Origin of the sequence: Algoriphagus lacus, assembly GCF_003583985.1 — a bacterium.
In the GTDB taxonomy this organism is placed as follows: Bacteria; Bacteroidota; Bacteroidia; order Cytophagales; family Cyclobacteriaceae; genus Algoriphagus; species Algoriphagus lacus.
Window position 1 is genome coordinate 107,387 of the sequence record NZ_QXML01000012.1, and the last position, 17,149, is coordinate 124,535.

Consider the following 17,149-nt stretch of genomic DNA (forward strand, 5'->3'; position numbering starts at 1 on the left):
ACTTGGAAACTGACCTAAAACACTACCAAAGCTTGGTGGACAAGCTCCCCAAACTCAAAAAAGAAATTGCCAAAGTCATCGTCGGGCAGGAAGAAGTGCTGGACGAGGTAATCATTACTTTGTTAGCAGGAGGGCATTGTCTATTGGAAGGTGTTCCCGGATTGGCTAAGACCCTGATGGTGAAAACCCTCTCCGAAGTGATGGAAATGAGTTTCAAGCGAATTCAGTTTACACCGGATCTCATGCCGGGTGATATCATCGGAACCGAAATCCTGGAAGAAGATCATAGCACGGGGAAAAAGTTTTTCCAGTTTACTCAAGGCCCCATTTTTGCCAATATGGTTTTGGCTGATGAGATCAACCGAACACCACCCAAAACCCAAGCGGCCCTTTTGGAAGCCATGCAGGAAAAAGTGGTGACGTACGCCGGGAAAAATTATTCCCTTCCCAATCCCTTTCTGATCATCGCAACTCAAAATCCCATCGAGCAAAGCGGGACTTACCCACTTCCCGAAGCTCAGCTGGACCGCTTTTTATTGTACATCAAACTCGGCTATCCAAGCGAACAGGAAGAACTGGAGGTGTTGGAAAAGACCACCGGAACTTACAAACCTCAAATCAACAAAATCATTACCGCGGAGGAGATCATTCAACTCCAGCAACTCACCCGGGAAGTTCATTTGGACTCTTCCCTTTTGGCCTACATCACCAGGCTGATTCGTGCGACCCGATTGGAAACGACCACTGTCCCCGAGGTCAAAACCTATGTAGAATGGGGTGCCGGTACCCGGGCCGGTCAGGCGCTGATTTTATGTGCAAAAGCCCGAGCCTTGGTAAAAGGCCGCTATTCCGTAATTCCGGAAGACATTAAGTATTTGGTTTTTCCCGTGCTAAGACACCGGATTTCCCTCCATTTCAAGGCGGAAGCGGAACAGTTGGATACTGATTTTATCATTTCAAAACTCGTCGAACAAGTCCCGGTTCATGCCAAGTAATCTGGAGATCATCAAGCTCAACGACCTGCGACTTTCTGCCAGACTGATCAGTGAGCAACTTCGGCAGGGTATCCATTCAGGAATCCGGGTGGGAGTGGGGAGTGAGTTTGAGCAATACCGGCACTATCGGTCGGGAGATGATCTCAAGCGGATCGATTGGAAGTATTTTTCCCGATCCGGCAAGTATATGGTCAAGGAATCGACCACCGAAAGCAATCTGCATATCAGCCTTATTTTGGATTTGTCGGGTTCGATGAATTATGAGGAAAATGGCTTTTCCCGTCTGGATTACGCAAAAAATCTCCTCGCTTCATTGGCCTATTTGGGCTATTTACAGGGAGATTCCTTGAGTTTTTATACCCTCAAGGATGGGAAGTTGACCCAAAAAGTGGCTCCGACTCCCAAAAGCTTTCAGCGGATTTTGTACCATTTGGAGCTGGAAAAAGCGAGTGGCTCCTGGCCTTTGGACGTCCCCATCCCTGTTCTACCTACTGGCCGGAATCGGGAATTGATCGTCTGGGTTTCGGATTTTCTTCAGAAAAATGAGGAATGGGAAAGTCTCGTGGAAAAATTCCGACATCCCAGAAAGGAATTGATGCTCGTCCAGCTTTTGGGTGAACAGGAACTGAACTTTAATCTTCAGGGAAATTTGATTTTCAGGGATCTCGAAACAGGCCAGGAAATGGTTCGGGACGGGCAGGTTTTGAAGGCGGATTTTCAGAAGAATTTCCAGTTGTACTTGGCTCAGTTGGATGCCAAATTCCAATTACCGCAGGTTCACTTGCTCAGAGAATCCATTCAAACTCCGCTGGCTACCTTGGCACGTAAGATTTTAAATCTGAAGAAATTATCCTGATGGAGTTCCTGCAGCCGATTTTCTTTTGGGCTATGGTTGGGATTTCCGTCCCAATTCTGATTCACCTTTGGAATGGACGTCGGGGGAAAGTACTTGACTGGGCTGCTACGAATTGGCTCAGCGGTCAGGAGTCCCAATCCAGTCGATCATTCAAACTCGAGCACCCGCTTCTGCTTCTGTTGAGAATTCTGCTGTGGACTGTTTTGGTGCTTTTGGCCGTTGGTTTATGGCTTGATTTTTTTCAGAAATCCCACTCCAAACCCATCGTGCATCTTGTTGTGCCTAGCGCAGAAATCGAGGAGGAATTCCGTTTTGAAATCGAGCAGGCTTTGGCAAATGGAGAACAGGTTTTTTGGCTGGCAGATGGATTGCCTGCCTTCGAAATGGAAACTCAGCCGCCGGTGAAATTGCTTCCATCCGAAGTTCAACAAGCCTTGGATTTGCTGCCCAAGCAAGTGGATTCCCTGCATGTCTACACAACCGGTATGGAAAGTGACTTCGGTTCAAACCTGCTCTTTGTGCCTCAAAGCTCTGTTTTTCATGTGCTAACTTTGAAAAATGGAGACTTTTCAAAGGAAATTATTGCCTTGGATTCAGTCCGTTTTCTTTCTGTCAATGAAAGTGGCTTGCTTCAGTTAAACTCCCGTGGAGAAGGAAACCCGGTGGTAAACCCGGTTTATTCCGGACCGGTTAAGTTTAGCATGGTGCTAAAAGGTCAAGGAAAGAAAAAGGACTTTTTAGCCGCTTTTGAAGCAATCGAGGAAGTGTACGGAGTGCAGTTTTCCGAAGTATCTGAGGGTGAAAAACTAGTGGTAGCAGACCAAATTCCGAAGTCCCTCTCGAAGGATAAACTCTACCTGATAGCGGAATCGGATGAAGTGGTTTTGCCTGAAAATGCAGTCAATCTCGAACTTCAATCCGGGATGGCTTGGGAAGAGGTCATCGAAAAAGGTCTTTTACCTGAACTGATTTTGGAGCCTTTGGTGGATTTTTTGGGAATTCATCCACAAGAAAAGCGACTTTCCCAACCTCAATTGGAGCAGCGGTTTATCAAAATCCCTGACTCCGGTAAAGCGCATTTACCCAATTCAATCCTCCTTCTTTTGGTGCTCTTTCTTGTTCTGTTTGGACTGGAGCGTTACTTGGCCTATCGACTAAACCTGTGAACAAACTCAAGCAAGCCATCCGATCCCTGGAGTTGCAACTGCAACTGAACGCTCTGGCCAAAGCCTTGGTAGTGGGATCCTGTCTTGGGTTTTTGGGTTGGGTTTTTGGAATTGGAGCAACATTGGCAATTGTATTGGGCGTATTTGGGTCAGTTGGCTTTGCCTGGTTTTTTGGAGCATTCAAAAGTCCTCGAAACTTGGCGATCCAACTCCTGCACGAGGAAGTGGATGGGCTGGAATTCAGTCTTGAGCTTTTGCAAAAATCCAAATTCAGCATCGCTGAACAGCTCCAAATCGAGCGGATTTCCCAGCGTATTCCTCCAAAAATCTGGGTAATTCACCGGGGCTTTTTGCCTTATTTTTCTGGATTGCTGATGCTGGTTTTGATTTATTGGGGAATAGGATTCCTCGATTTCTCCGGAAAAACGATTCCCGGAAATCAATCCAAACAAGTAGCATCCGAACCTTCTGTAGAAGCCAACCAGCCCATTGCTCTAAGTCAAACCCAACTTACTATTCAGCCTCCAGCCTATACCAAACTTTCGAAATCTGTTCAGCAGGATTTGGAAGCAAAAACGATCATAGGTTCTCGGTTGACTTGGGAGATTGAATTTTCCGGAGGTGCTGATTTGGAAGTGTTTTTGGTTAATTCCGTCGGGGAAAAACTTTCGTTTACTCCAACCAATCAGAATTTTGAGTTGGTGGAGGAGCTGACCAATTCCGGGATTTATTCGATTCAAGCATTCCGGGATAGTTTGAAGGTATTTGAAAGTGACTTTTATACGCTTGAGGCTGTAGCCGATCAAAGTCCCGAAATCATCCCTGAAGAAAAGGAAACCTACCGCTACCATTTTCCGAAAAACCCTCCTTTCCTAAATCTGAAAGCCAAAGTCAGCGATGATTTTCAGGTCTTGGAGGTTTTCCTGGTGGCTACTTTGGCGAGAGGAAAAGGAGAAAATGTGAAGTTTCGGGAAAGCCGATTTCCAGTACTCAACCAGCCATTCAAAGATCGGGAGGCAAGCTATCGGATGGATTTTAATGCCTTGGACTTCCAGCCCGGAGATGAGCTGTATTACTATTGGGTGGCAGTGGACAACAAGCAGCCCGAGGCAAATTTGGCCAGAACCGATACCTACTTCATCAAGTATGTGGATGAAAACGACAAAAGTGAAGCGGCATTGGAAGGAATGGTGGTGCAGTTTTTACCCGAATATTTCCGAAGTCAGCGGCAGATCATCATCGATACCGAAAAGTTGATTGCAGAAAAATCAAAAAAGACGGCTAAGGAATTTGGTTTTACTTCCAACGAAATCGGCTATGATCAAAAACTGCTTCGCTTGCGCTACGGGCAATACATGGGCGAGGAGTTTGAGTCCGATGCCGGAGGAGGAACGATGGAAGAAGGCGGAGATTTGCTTCGAGGCTACATGCATCTCCACGATCAGGAAGGGGAAAATGAAGTGGAAGTGGGTGAATCCCATGAAGGGCACGATCACGAAGCCGAAAAGGAAACTGCCAAGGAAACTACCGGAACAGGGATCGAAAGTCTACTCAGCGAGTACATGCATGCTCATGATTCGGAGGAGGTCAATACTTATTTCGAACAATCAACGAAAGGCGCGTTGAAGGCTGCATTGGAGCAAATGTGGCAAGCTGAGTTGTATTTGAGGCTTTTCGAGCCTGAAAAATCCCTTCCCTTTCAATACAAGGCCTTGGAATTACTCAAGACCGTTCAGCAAAAGTCACGGGTTTATGTGAAGCGAACCGGTTACGATCCGCCTCCTATCAAGGAACCCGAAAAGCGTTTAACTGGAGATTTGAAGGATTTGGATGCACGCTTGAAAAAGGAATTGGTGGAACTTGAAAAGCAAATTGAACCGCTCGCCTCTCAGGTACTTGGCATGCTGCTAAAGCCAACATTGACGGCTACGGATCGGGAGGTTGTTCACCAACTCGGTGAACTATGGTCTCAGCGAATGGCCTATACCGGGCTGAACGATTTGAAGTTGTTGGTTCACTTGCAGGAATTGGAATCCGGAAAGTTGGATAAAAGCGGAAAAGCCGAACTGATCGAAAAGCTTCAGCCTTTTGGAGGAAGTTACAAAAACACGGGAGCATCCTATTTGGCTCCAAGTTCACTTAAAGAGGCATTCAGGAGGAAAATACAATGATGGAATTTGCTCCTTTGGTTACCTGGCCGATTCTGCTTGGAATTCTGTTTTTAGCCGCTTTGAGCGGGGGAATTGCTGTTTTTTTCCATTGGAAGAATGGCGCATCAGCACAGAAAATTTGGATCAAAAGCGGATTGCTTGTCCTTTTCCTGCTGTTTTTCGGACTTTTTCTCCTGCAACCCGGCCGGGTTTTGAGGGAAAATGAGGAAGCAATTTTGGTTTATTCCGAAGATGTAGATCAGGAAATTTTGCGGTTTTGGCAGGATAGTCTGAAGCTCAAAAAAACGGTTTCGATTGAAAATTTTCAGCAGGAAGGCAGAAAGGTTTTTCTATTGGGAGAGCAATTTTCAAATGAGTCTCTCTATCACTTTCGTGACCAATCTTTTCAATGGATTTTACCCGAAACTGACCAACAAATCAGTGATTTAACCTGGAAAGGCTATGTCCGAAAAGGAGAAAGTCAACGACTGAGTTACCGGATTTTTTCCAAAAAAGACAGCTCCAAGCTCGAAATCCGACAAGGAGAAATTGAGTTGGCTGCTTCAGATCTAAGAAAAGGTTGGAACGTCGGCGAACTCGAATTTGAAACTGCAGGACAGGGGAAGGTTGAGGTTCCCTTGGGGATTGATGGGGATTCGGTGGCTGTTTTGCGCTATTTCATCGGACCTGCTGTGGCGAAAAAGTACCATTTTCAGTTTGCATTTCCAGGCCAGGAAGTTCGGGTATTAAGCCAATGGCTGGAAAGCAAGGGCGAGAAAGTAAGTCAGGAGATCCGGCTTTCAAAAGCGACTGTTTTGGAAGGAGGGAATGGCACGCAAGACACGCTGCAGGTTCGTTTGGTTGACCCACTGCAGTTGGAGTTGGGGACAGTTCAGGATTGGGTCAAATCTTCTGAGGGTGCCTTAGTGGTGATGAATCTTTCCAAGCCCGAGGAAACGGTAAATCGGGTCAATCGGCTGTTTGGTACGGATTTCCAGCTGAATCGAATGGGAGAAGTTGAAAGTCGAACGCTTGAAAATCAGCTGGAGACAGCTCCTTTTTCCTGGGTAGAAAAGAGCGGTCAGAAAGTTTTTGGACCGATTTCAGTACAGCGAGTGGGAGGGATGCAGCTTGCGATTAGCTTGTATTCGTCCACTTTTCCGTTGTTCCTCCAAGGAAATGAAGCGAGATATGAAGCCATTTGGGGAGAACTTTTTGGGGAATTGGAGCCTGAGGAACCCCGATCCTGGAGGGTGTCTGCGCCGGTCTTATCGGGGATTTCCACTGAAATCCAGTTGAATCAGCAGGACAGCATTCCGGAGTGGATTTACAGCCAAGTAGACTCGGTAAACTTGGTGGGAGCCGTAACCAATCCTTTTTTGGCCAAGGGTATCTTTCAATCTGATTCGGCTGGATGGGTGGATTTTGAAGAGGATTTGTCGGTGTTTGTCTACGGTCAGAATGAGTTGCCAAGCCTGTATGCGAAGGCTTTGGTCAAACCCATGACTTTTCAAAGCCAACAAGGCAATTCTTCAGTGGAACCTCAATCTACCAAAATCTCCAACTGGGTTTGGTTGATTGGTATGTTGGTTAGTTTAGGATTGATGTGGCTGGAGCCGAAGGTTTCTTTTTGACTTTAACCACAAATTGCATGGAGGCTAATTAAGAGAATGCTCAATTGAAGCAAGTTGGAGGACTTGTGCATGTCAAAATGCAGAATTGGACTGGTTGTTTGATAGATAATTTAAGAACTGTCAGGACCAGGAGACTGCATAAATCTGGGTCCAAGTCTAAAGACTTGAACCATTCGTGCCCTGTTCCTTCGCGTCCTTTGCGGTTAAAAAACTACCACATCCAGGTGCCTGTCGCTCCAGGATTCAGTTCTGCATAGAAGACCTTCTCTTTGTCTACAATTTGAAAGCTGATGGGCTTTTGGGATTCATTCAAGGCAATCAAAACCTTCTTACCGTCAGGTCGGAGAAAGGCGACATTTGGTAAGCCTTCATACACATTGCTGTCAATTCGAACTGACCCTGGCTCGACTAATTTGCTCGCATGGGCAATGACGTAATAGGCAGGATTGCGAACCACGGAATCTCCAGACACCGTAATTGAACCCAAGCAACGGTCGCAACCGCCCCGGTCCGTATGCGGAGTCAACTCGGGATTGGAAGTAAGATTCCATTCGAGGACTGTCTTGGCCCAGTTACGGGTTGCGCCAATGATCAGATTTTTGATGTGCCAAGGCATATCTCCTTCCAAATTTCCCGGCGCTCCAATCCACTGTTCAGTGAAGTAGATGTTTTTATCCGGGAAGGCCTGATGTACTTCGGAAAGTGCCGCGATATCTCCGGCGTAGAGGTGAAAGGCTGACCCATCCACAAAGGAATTGGCAAGGGAATCATTAAGTACAATGATCGGATACTCGGGCCGGTCCGCATTGTGGTCATAGATCAGGATTTTGGTTTTGATTCCCGCAGCTTGAAATGCAGGTCCCAAATGCTTTCCGATAAATCTTGCCTGCTGCTCAGGGAGCATCAACAAGGATGGATTGTTTCCCGGGTGAAGGGGTTCATTTTGGATGGTAAGTGCGTCGATTTCGAATCCAAGATTACCCATTTCCTGGATGTACTTGACAAGGTATTGTGCATAAACGGGTTCAAACTCCTCCAAAAGCAATCCGCCTCGGGTGTCCTTGTTGTCTTTCATCCATTTGGGAGGTGACCAAGGTGAAGCCATCAGTTTGATTTCGGGATTGATTGCGGTGATTTGCTTCAGGATAGGCAGGACGTCTAATGTATCGTAACTCAGGCTGAATTGGGCCAATTCCGGATCGGTGGCGAGGGAATCTGCCAGATCGTTGTAGGAAAAGGGAAACTCGTTTAGGTCCGAAGCTGCCACTGACAATCGGAGGTATGAAATTCGAATGTCTTTTTCACCACTACCAAAAAGCTCCTGTAAAATCGAAGCCCTTGCCGATTCGCTCATCCCAAGCAGATGCTTTGCACTGCCTTGACTAAGTGTAAAACCAAACCCATCCATGAGTTGAAAGCTGGTTTCCGAATCAACGGTAATTTTCAATTCCGTGTCTGTATCCTCCTGAGCTTCCACTTGCTTTTGAAAAAGGATATTAGCTTTTGGGTCAGTAAGCCAAAACTCAATGGGTTCTTTTGGTTTGGCACAGGAAAAACAAAATAAAAGAGCGAAAAGGGCAAGAAGTCTGTTCATGAATTTAAGGGCAAATAAAAAGCCTTGGATGTTTTCCAAGGCTTGAAATTGAATCAAATGCTGTCAGAATGCAAGTCCCGCAAGTCCTAATTTTGATTTGAGAGGGTTGATTGCCTTCAAAACGTTGCCCATGTATTTCTGTGCGAGCGAAGAACCCAAAAGATCGGCTAGAAACTTGGTTCTATTGTCCTTCAGACTCAAAATTCCAGTTTTCTTTTCGGCCTCTGACCCTGAACCGTTGGCGATTTTGAAGAGCTGATCCACAAATGATTTATTGTCGGCTTTGAGTTTGGTACTTTGATCTGCATTCAGAGTAAGGCCGGAAGTGTTGTCTAAGATGCCCAATACCTGCTTGGAAATATCAGCAGTCGGAAGCTTTGGAACCTGTGCATGTGCGGCAAAACCCACAAACAATAATAAAATAAGAGCGGAAAGAAATTTGACTTTGTTCATAAAATTAAGTTTAAAATGACTCAAGAAAATTAAAAAAAAATGTTCGGTTTAAACTCATGAGAACTAGGCAAGGAGTTGAAATTTCCGTTAAGTTTTGGCAAATCCTTACAAGAAGAAAATTCGGACTTTGGAAAATAAAATCTCCTAAATGAAACTGGGATGGATGTTAATCCGTGATTCTCCGGAGACTTGGGAAAAAGCAGGAAGGCTTGAAAATTGTGTCTTAGAAATACCACGGAATTCCTAATCCTTGAATATAGATCAGTGGACCATTTACCAAGATCTGCGTCAATTAATTTAAACTCCAGTCCCTATTTCATTTGACTAGTGGAATGATTTGGCTGAATGCAAAAAATAAAAAGTAAGTGATTACTCAATATAGAACAGGGGAACTGGTTAAAGGCATTGGAATATACCGAACCTCATTTATTTGGCCTGGCTCGGGGATCTGTTTACCGGGAATTGGAATTTTCATCCATAAAGCTGTGACCGGAGTTCATTATGATAGGATGGTTCAGCACGAGTTTGGACATTTTCTGGATTACCTATCCGGATATGGCGGTGATCGGAAAAAACTCCTGGGTTCCTATCTGCTGGGATTTTACCTATTGATAGGCCTTCCAAGTTTGCTAAATCTGACACCGGTTTTCCGATTGCTCTCGGCCTTTCGGGGGGATCACCGGACGTTTTGGACAGAACTTCGGGCCAACAGTCTTGCAGCATAGTATTTTGGAAATCGCCTTGCGCCTGACTTTCATCGTTATTTCCCTCTTGATAATCCCAAGTCTCCTCAGAATTGAACGCGTATTATTTTTCAAGTTCCTACCCAATGCCCTATCAATTAGATTAACTTTGAAGCGACAAATCAAATCCATGAATCGGCGGTTTTCCTCCTTGCTTCTACTTTCTTCCTGGATACTTGGCATTTCTTTGATTTGTCTTTTCCCTCCGGTATCTGACTATTCTCCTTCAGACCTGGACACAGGCTGCATCACCAAAGAGTGTCTGCCAGAATTGAATTTGAAGAATTCTTCTAGAAGTCGTGTTGCAATCAACCTTGACGGATTTATGGATTTTCAAAGTTTGACATTTGATCCATGGACTCCAGTATTTGGAAGTACTGAGGTTTTGCAAGTGGTATTTCAACGAGGAGTTTTTGCCGAGACTTTTTTTGATGTAAAAATCTATTTCAGGAAGTTTTTTGAGAACTTTTAGAATGCCGACTTCAATTCAGCATTACTTAAGTTCTGACAGATTTGGCAGATTTACCCTGTTTTACCCTAATTACAATTAAAATGGATTCCCTGATCAATCACCCCGGTATCATTATCGGATTTGCCCTGACAGTAGCATTTATGCTCTTGCTCGACTTGGGTATTTTCAACAAAAAGAGTCACGTCATTTCCAATAAAGAAGCCGCCATCTGGTCTATTTTCTGGATCGGTTTATCGATGCTGTTCAGCATTTTTATTTACATCGCCACAAGTGATGAAGTGGGGATGGAGAAATTTTCCCAGTTCCAGTCTGCTTACTGGATCGAAAAAGCGTTGTCGGTGGATAATCTTTTTGTCTTTATTCTGGTCTTTAGCTTTTTCAATGTGCCAAGGGAATATCACCACCGTGTGCTGTTTTGGGGAATCATCGGGGCCTTGGTCATGCGGGCAATTTTCATTTTTGCAGGGGTGGGAATCATTGGAATGACTTACCTTCCGGAGATGACCATTTTGGACCGCAGCGTCAAAATCAACGTGGTATTGACACTTTTCGGGGCTTTTCTGATTTATGCCGGATACAAATCCTGGTTTGCAAGTAAGGAAACAGAAGGAGATAAAGATTACACCAAAAACCCCGGTGCCAAACTGATCTACAGGTTCTTCAAAGTGACACCGGAATACCATGGCGATAGGTTTTTCATCATAAAAAATGGAGTTCGAATGGCTACCCCTTTGTTGGTGGTAGTAGCGGTGATTGAATTTACCGATTTGCTGTTTGCAGTGGATTCCATTCCGGCGATTTTCGCAATTGCACCGGACGATCCCTTTATCCTTTACACTTCCAATATTTTCGCGATTCTGGGTTTGAGATCACTTTATTTTCTGTTGGCCAACTTCATCCATATGTTCAGCAGACTGAAGTTTGGTTTGGCTATTATCCTAGCCTTTATCGGGTTTAAGATGATCTCTGCGCCGTTTTACCATTTCAGTTCTACCCATTCTTTGGCTGTGGTTGGTGGAATCCTGATCGTTTCGATGATTGCTTCAGTAGTCTGGCCGGAGAAAAAGAAATAATATCCCGGATGACGAATTGGATTTGAAGGCCAACTCCCCCTTTGACGTGATGCCCTGAATCCTGAAATGGGATTGATTTCAAAGGGGGAAAGTGGGATTCCCCCGACTTTTGTTAGTGTGAAAAGATAGTCTTGTCAGTCTTTTACAAGATCAAAAACCAAGTTTGCATCCGTCAGATTGGCTGAACTAAGCCCGATTCGGTAAGTGTAAAATCCGTCTTTGAGGGGGATTTCCCCTGCGTAATCGTTGGGAATCAAAGAAAGGTCCGTGCCTTCAGCTTCCAACCAAACGGCCCCATATCGGAATGCATATTCAAATTCCTTGTAATCTGAAGAAGTCCTTGCCAGAATGTCGCCGAAAATTCCTTCTGAATTACCAGATTGAACAGTTACACCTTTGAAGTTGACATCGGAGTTGTTTTGCACTCGGATAAAAACTCCGTTTGGACTGCCATCCTGAATGCCGCAGGAGGTAAGGAAAATTAAGACGACAGCTACAGTTCCCCATATTTTCATGACAGAAGATAATCAAATTCGATTCGAATTAAAAAATCCCGTTGGCGACTCCCCCAACGGGATTTTTATTGGTACTTGAATCCATAAAATGAATTCAACAATCAATCACTTACCCTTTCAATTTCCCTTTGGACGGAAGTATCGAATCGGTGCTTTTGGTTCTGGTTTGAGTTCGATGCTTTCAGTTGGGATTCGATCCAAAGCCTCCTTAACAGCACGTTCCAGTTGAGGATCCCGGCCTTCGATCACGTCTTTTGGAGTTTGCTCGACCAGGATGTCCGGAGAAATTCCGACTCCTTCTACTGCCCATTCGCCATTGACGTCATAGAATCCTCCCCGTGGAGCGACCATTCGACCTCCGTCCACAAATGGAGGAGTGTCCCAAGTGCCGACCAAGCCTCCCCAGGTTTTGGTTCCGATCAAGGTTCCGATTTTCATTTTGTTGAAGAGGTAGGGGAGTAGGTCTCCGCCCGAACCAGCACGCTCATTGATCAGCATCACTTTTGGTCCCCAGATTCCCGACATCGGTGTGGTAAATGGCCGGTGGTCATTTGCCCGGGAATTGAAGTACCCGTGTAAATCTCTCGCCATGATGTCCACCATGTAGTCAGCAGCTGAACCTCCGCCATTGTTTCGCTCATCGATCACAGCGCCTTTTTTATCCTGCTGCGCAAAATAATAGCGATTGAACGAGGTGTAGCCCGGCTGACCGGTATTGGGGATGTAGACATAGGCAAGTTTTCCACCTGAAAGCTCATCCACTTTTCGGCGATTACCTTCCACCCAGTCGATGTTTCGAAGTTGGGTTTCATTCGCCACCGGTATGACCTGAATCACCCGCGCTCCATCCAAACCGGGTTTGGAGTTCAGGTGGATTTTGGTGGGTTGATTGGCGGTTCCTTCGAAATATTTGTAAAGGTTGGTCCCGGGTTCGATAGCCTTTCCGTTGACTCCCACTAGGAATTCTCCCACTTTTGCAGTAGCACCAGGTTGGGCTAATGGTGCCTTCAGGGCTGGGTTCCAGCTTTCTCCGTTGTAGATTTTTTTGATCCGATAGTTGCCATTGACTACTTCATAGTCCGCACCCAGCAAACCAATCGGAACAGAGTTTACTTCTGGAAAATCTCCTCCCCGGGTGTAGCTGTGACCCACTGCCACTTCTCCTCCGAGGATGTCAATGATGTAGTTCATGTCATTTCGGTGACGGACATGCGCTACCCAAGGCTTGTACCACTCATAGATATCGTTCCAAGGTGCGCCATGCACATTGTCCACATAGAGGAAATCGCGCTGATATCTCCAGCCTTCCCGGTAGATCTGCTGCCATTCCTCCATGGGATTGATTTTCACTTTCATCGAGGAAATGGCTTTCAAGGCTCCGTCGCCTGATTTTTTACCGGAACCGGAAGTTTCGACAATTCCCCAGGTCCCATTGCTTTGATACAGAAGCGATTTGCGGTCTTTGGAGACCACGGCTTGATTGATATTTGGAAAAAAGACCTCAGACTTACGCTTTTTCAAATCGTATTTGTGAAGGGTAGTGCCTTGGTTGGGGATTGCTTCCATGTAGAAAACAAATCCTTCCGGAGCCGGGGCAAGTCCGGTGTAGTTTCGGGCCGGAACGTCAATTGCTACAATCCGCTGCTGGATTCCGGCGGCATCGATTTTTACGGTAACAGGACCTTCTGATTTTTTCTCTTGGTTGGAGGCAGCCTCTTCATCACTCAAGGGAAGAAGAGGAGAAGCATCAGAGGAATTCAATACTGCCAAATAAAGACTTCTGGTGATTGGATGATCGTAGCTACTCATATCCAGCCAACCTGTGTTCAAGCCAAAATCTGTGCTTGCAAGGAAGTAAAGGTACTTTCCGCTTTCATCCCAAACCGGGGTTATGGCATCGGCCATGGCGTCTCCAATCTGGATTTTTTGTCCGGATTCCACATTCAGTACAAATACTGACTTGAACTGATTGTCCATCAATCTCACGTAGGCGATCCATTTTCCGTCAGGAGACCAAACCGGATTCATGCTTCGGTTGGGGTGGGCAAATCGATCCGTTTCCACTACGGTAGCTTTGCCTGAGCCTACATTTACAACCCAAATCTGGTAATCCGTGTCGGTGAATGCGATGTGCGCTCCGTCCGGAGCCCATTCGGGTTTGAAGAAAAAGCTAGGATCAGGAAGGTTTATTTTCTTTTGCACGGCTCCATCCTGGTCGGCAATAACCAGTTCGTATTCCCCCTTGGCATCGGAGAAATAGGCGATTTGCTTTCCGTCAGGCGACCAAACAGGCGTCCTTTCTGCCGATTTGGAGGAGTTGGTCACATTTCTACCGGCTCCGTTTTCTTTAGGAACGGTGATGATTTCCCCGCGGAATTCAAAAATAGCCCGCTGTCCGGTTGGGGAAAGTTGAGGATTGCTCAGGTCATTTCCTTTGACATCCACCCATCGTTCTCTAGCCCAATGGAAGTCTCCATTAACGGTGATGTTGAGCTTTTGGCGCTGGCCTGTGGCTGGATTGAGCAGGTGCAGGTAGCCTCCTTGCTCATAGACAATTTCGGAACTGTTGGCATCGAGGCTTTTGATGTCAAAGTCCTTCAGGAAGGTTTCCTGCTTTTCCTGACCGGTGCTCGGATCATAAGACCAGATATTTGCCAGGTAATCCCGCTCGGATATGTAATAGACTTTATTCCCCAGCCAAACCGGATCGGTATGGCGTTCATTGTCCGTTTGTGGGGTCATTTTCAGGGAATAGTTTTTCAGATCCACGATCCAAATAGGCTTGGCCTGACCGCCCCGGTGGTTTCGCCACTCCGGATCCCAAAAGGAAATTTGCTGATAGGCGATGTGGGTTCCGTCGGGAGAGATTTCCCCGTTTACCGCTCTGGGAATAGGCATGGGTTCGGGTATGCCCCCGTTTTTGGAAATCCTGAAAAACTTCGATTCCTGCGTAGCATGGCCTTCTCTGCCCGAGGTAAAGGTAACGTGATTGCCATCGGGTGTCCATCCGGTGACTAGATCTGCACCGGGATGCCAAGTCAGGCGTTGAGGTTCACCGCCCTCGGCAGGGATCAAGTAGACATCCACATTGCCGTCATATTCACCGGTGAAGGCGATGAATTTTCCGTCAGGGGAAAAGTGGGGGAGTGTTTCCTCGCCTTCGTTGCTGGTCAACCGGATGGCATTTCCTCCCGATTTGGGGGCTTTCCAAAGGTCGTTGGCATAGACAAAGACGATGTCGGTCTGGCTAAGGGTAGGTTGGCGAAGCAATTGGGTGCCTTGTCCAAAAGATGCTCCGGCTATCCCTGTGGCCAGGAGTAGGGTAACTATTCTGTTCATGGGTTTTGAAGTAATAGGGTTAGGCTAAAAATAGAGGAAAGGTGGGAGGGATGCTAACCGATGGTCAAATCTGGGGAAGAAGTTTTTGTCAGCGGTTCATTTGAAATTTTCCTTGACAAATTTCGTCCTTCCCCATATTCTGACTTCCTCAATTCACCTAATCCCATATCTTTAGGAATCAGTTTTTGATCCTCTTTTTTCAATGGCTCTATTCCAAAGTTCAGTCCTTAAGAAATACCTCGCCGCACAGGAACACCGCCCAATTCATGAGGCATTTGCGGCTTACCTGACCTACTTCCACAATCCCCGCATCCGAGAAAACATCCGGGCATCCAAGGAAGAACAGTTTCAGGAAGGCTTTCTGAGGGAATTGTTTGTCAAAATCTTCGGCTACACCATCAATCCCGAGCCGGATTACAACCTGACCACCGAACTCAAAAACATCCGCGACTCCAAAAAGACCGACGGGGCCATCCTCAAAGACGGCAACGCACTCGCCGTGATCGAACTCAAAGGCACCGATACCAAAGACCTTGACAAAATCCGCGATCAGGCCTTCAATTACAAAAACAACCAACCCGAGTGCGTCTATGTGATCACGAGCAACTTTGAAAAGCTCCGCTTCTACATCGACAATGCCGTGGATTACGTGGAGTTCAATATCCTGGCGATGGAGTCCGATCAGTTTAAGCTGATGTGGCTCCTGCTGCACCGGGACAACCTCCTCAGCGGACTGCCCAAAAAGATCAAGGAAGAATCCCTCCTTGCCGAGGAGCAGATCACCAAGCAGCTGTACCGGGATTACTCCAACTTCAAGCAGGAACTCTGGCAGGATCTCGTAGCCCAAAATCCCGGTCAGGACGAACTCGTCCTCTACAAGAAAAGCCAAAAGCTCCTCGACCGATTCCTCTTCATCTTCTTTGCCGAAGACAAAGGACTCCTGCCGCCCAACAGTATTTCTGAAATTGTCAAGCATTGGAAAACCCTGGAGCACTTGGATGCTTATGCTCCGCTCTACGATCGATTTAAGCTGTATTTTGGATTTCTGAACACCGGCCGACCGGCTAAAGGGGACAAAGCCGAAATCCACGCCTACAACGGCGGACTCTTCGCACCCGATCCCATTCTGGACACGCTCACGATCTCTGACAGCCTACTGGAGAAGCACGTCCGCAAGCTGACCGAGTACGACTTCGAGTCCGAAGTGGACACCAACATCCTCGGGCATATCTTCGAGCACAGTCTCAACGACATCGAGAATGTCCGTGCCCAACTCGCCGGGCAGGAAGTGGACAAGTCCAAGACCAAGCGCAAGCGGGACGGGGTCTTCTACACGCCCAAGTACATCACCAAGTACATCGTGGACAATACCCTCGGCCGACTCTGTACGGAGAAAAAAGCCGACCTCCAGCTCGTGGACGAGGAATTCAGCAAATACCTCAGCTACAAAACCAAGGAAGCCGAGCGAAAGCGCAAGACCGAACTCAAGCAAAAGCTCGACACCTACCGCAACTGGCTCCTCCAGCTTACCATCTGCGATCCGGCCTGTGGCTCAGGGGCCTTCCTCAACCAAGTCCTGGAATTCCTGATCGCGGAGCATCGCTACGTGGACGAACTCGAAGCACAACTCTTCGACACGCCCCTCGTCCTGCCCAACGTGGAAAACCACATCCTCGAAAACAACATCTTCGGAGTCGACATCAACGAGGAATCCGTCGAGATCGCCCGGCTCTCCCTATGGCTGCGTACCGCCAAGAAAGGCCGCAAACTCAGCAGTCTCAATTCCAATATCAAAGTCGGCAACTCCCTGATCGATGACCCTGCCGTGGCTGGAGATTTGGCCTTTGACTGGCAAGCCCAATTCCCACAAGTCTTTGCCAAAGGAGGATTTGATGTGGTGGTGGGTAATCCCCCTTATGTAGATATAAAAGCACTAGACCCGGAACTTGTTAAAATATTATTCCAAATCTATAAGACAGCAGAAAATCGAATAAATCTTTATTCAATATTTATTGAAAAAGGATATTATATATTGAAAGATAAAGGTTTCTTATCCTTTATTAACCCGAATTCCATATTAGTTAATTCTTCTTATACAAAAATAAGGAAGATGCTTATTGATGATATGACAACAATTGTAAAACTTCCAGATAATGTTT

The 17,149-nt window shown here is 46.4% G+C and carries 13 protein-coding genes; 9 read left to right on the plus strand and 4 right to left on the minus strand.

Annotated features, from left to right (window positions below):
• Positions 1-2: 2 nt before the first annotated feature.
• The 5 genes from D0X99_RS18450 to D0X99_RS18470 are packed head-to-tail and all read left to right on the plus strand — an operon-like array spanning position 3 to position 6,801.
• Entirely contained in the window at positions 3-995 is a 993-nt protein-coding gene (locus D0X99_RS18450; RefSeq protein WP_119479339.1) for an AAA family ATPase, read from the plus strand.
• Positions 985-1,851 (plus strand): DUF58 domain-containing protein, encoded by an 867-nt coding sequence (locus tag D0X99_RS18455; protein ID WP_119479340.1) that lies wholly within the window; start codon positions 985-987, stop codon positions 1,849-1,851. The genes D0X99_RS18450 and D0X99_RS18455 overlap by 11 nt, the downstream gene beginning before the upstream one ends.
• The gene (locus D0X99_RS18460) at positions 1,851-3,017 is read left to right on the plus strand and encodes a BatA domain-containing protein (protein WP_119479341.1); all 1,167 of its coding nucleotides are present in this window, start codon (positions 1,851-1,853) and stop codon (positions 3,015-3,017) included. The genes D0X99_RS18455 and D0X99_RS18460 overlap by 1 nt, the downstream gene beginning before the upstream one ends.
• The gene (locus tag D0X99_RS18465; RefSeq protein WP_119479342.1) at positions 3,014-5,188 is read left to right on the plus strand and encodes a hypothetical protein; all 2,175 of its coding nucleotides are present in this window, start codon (positions 3,014-3,016) and stop codon (positions 5,186-5,188) included. The genes D0X99_RS18460 and D0X99_RS18465 overlap by 4 nt, the downstream gene beginning before the upstream one ends.
• Positions 5,185-6,801: a hypothetical protein gene (locus D0X99_RS18470; protein WP_119479343.1), complete on the plus strand. Its 1,617-nt coding sequence runs from the start codon at positions 5,185-5,187 to the stop codon at positions 6,799-6,801. The genes D0X99_RS18465 and D0X99_RS18470 overlap by 4 nt, the downstream gene beginning before the upstream one ends.
• 211 nt (positions 6,802-7,012) lie before the next feature.
• Here D0X99_RS18470 and D0X99_RS18475 read toward each other — a convergent pair whose 3' ends face one another.
• Both D0X99_RS18475 and D0X99_RS18480 read right to left on the minus strand, forming a co-directional pair.
• Positions 7,013-8,395: a glycoside hydrolase family 30 protein gene (locus D0X99_RS18475; RefSeq protein ID WP_119479360.1), complete on the minus strand. Its 1,383-nt coding sequence runs from the start codon at positions 8,393-8,395 to the stop codon at positions 7,013-7,015.
• A gap of 63 nt (positions 8,396-8,458) precedes the next feature.
• Positions 8,459-8,848 carry a hypothetical protein gene (locus tag D0X99_RS18480; protein ID WP_119479344.1) on the minus strand — a complete coding sequence of 130 codons (390 nt, stop codon included), beginning with the start codon at positions 8,846-8,848 and terminating at the stop codon, positions 8,459-8,461.
• A 365-nt stretch (positions 8,849-9,213) separates the two neighbouring features.
• On the opposite strand from D0X99_RS18480, the gene D0X99_RS18485 reads away from it, so the two are divergent.
• From D0X99_RS18485 to D0X99_RS18495, 3 genes are all read left to right on the plus strand, one after another.
• A complete protein-coding gene (locus D0X99_RS18485; protein ID WP_119479345.1) occupies positions 9,214-9,573 on the plus strand; it encodes a hypothetical protein in 360 nt (119 codons plus the stop codon).
• A 148-nt stretch (positions 9,574-9,721) separates the two neighbouring features.
• Positions 9,722-10,063, plus strand: a complete 342-nt coding sequence (locus D0X99_RS18490) for a hypothetical protein (protein WP_147392265.1) — start codon at positions 9,722-9,724, stop codon at positions 10,061-10,063.
• A gap of 80 nt (positions 10,064-10,143) precedes the next feature.
• Positions 10,144-11,136, plus strand: a complete 993-nt coding sequence (locus D0X99_RS18495; protein WP_119479347.1) for a TerC family protein — start codon at positions 10,144-10,146, stop codon at positions 11,134-11,136.
• A gap of 134 nt (positions 11,137-11,270) precedes the next feature.
• On the opposite strand, the gene D0X99_RS18500 is transcribed toward D0X99_RS18495, so the two are convergent.
• Both D0X99_RS18500 and D0X99_RS18505 read right to left on the minus strand, forming a co-directional pair.
• Positions 11,271-11,651: a hypothetical protein gene (locus D0X99_RS18500; protein ID WP_119479348.1), complete on the minus strand. Its 381-nt coding sequence runs from the start codon at positions 11,649-11,651 to the stop codon at positions 11,271-11,273.
• Positions 11,652-11,768: 117 nt separating this feature from the next.
• Positions 11,769-14,990 carry a S41 family peptidase gene (locus D0X99_RS18505; protein ID WP_119479349.1) on the minus strand — a complete coding sequence of 1,074 codons (3,222 nt, stop codon included), beginning with the start codon at positions 14,988-14,990 and terminating at the stop codon, positions 11,769-11,771.
• A gap of 202 nt (positions 14,991-15,192) precedes the next feature.
• Here D0X99_RS18505 and D0X99_RS18510 point away from each other — a divergent pair.
• On the plus strand, positions 15,193-17,149 hold a 1,957-nt coding region (locus D0X99_RS18510; RefSeq protein WP_147392266.1), incomplete at its 3' end, for an Eco57I restriction-modification methylase domain-containing protein.

Excerpts from the sequence above, each read along its gene's own strand:
- D0X99_RS18455 (WP_119479340.1), top strand. The coding sequence starts at position 985 with ATGCCAAGTAATCTGGAGATCATCAAGCTCAACGACCTGCGACTTTCT.
- D0X99_RS18460 (WP_119479341.1), top strand. The coding sequence starts at position 1,851 with ATGGAGTTCCTGCAGCCGATTTTCTTTTGGGCTATGGTTGGGATTTCC.
- D0X99_RS18470 (WP_119479343.1), top strand. The coding sequence starts at position 5,185 with ATGATGGAATTTGCTCCTTTGGTTACCTGGCCGATTCTGCTTGGAATT.
- D0X99_RS18475 (WP_119479360.1), bottom strand. The coding sequence starts at position 8,395 with ATGAACAGACTTCTTGCCCTTTTCGCTCTTTTATTTTGTTTTTCCTGT.
- D0X99_RS18480 (WP_119479344.1), bottom strand. The coding sequence starts at position 8,848 with ATGAACAAAGTCAAATTTCTTTCCGCTCTTATTTTATTATTGTTTGTG.
- D0X99_RS18490 (WP_147392265.1), top strand. The coding sequence starts at position 9,722 with ATGAATCGGCGGTTTTCCTCCTTGCTTCTACTTTCTTCCTGGATACTT.
- D0X99_RS18495 (WP_119479347.1), top strand. The coding sequence starts at position 10,144 with ATGGATTCCCTGATCAATCACCCCGGTATCATTATCGGATTTGCCCTG.
- D0X99_RS18500 (WP_119479348.1), bottom strand. The coding sequence starts at position 11,651 with ATGAAAATATGGGGAACTGTAGCTGTCGTCTTAATTTTCCTTACCTCC.
- D0X99_RS18505 (WP_119479349.1), bottom strand. The coding sequence starts at position 14,990 with ATGAACAGAATAGTTACCCTACTCCTGGCCACAGGGATAGCCGGAGCA.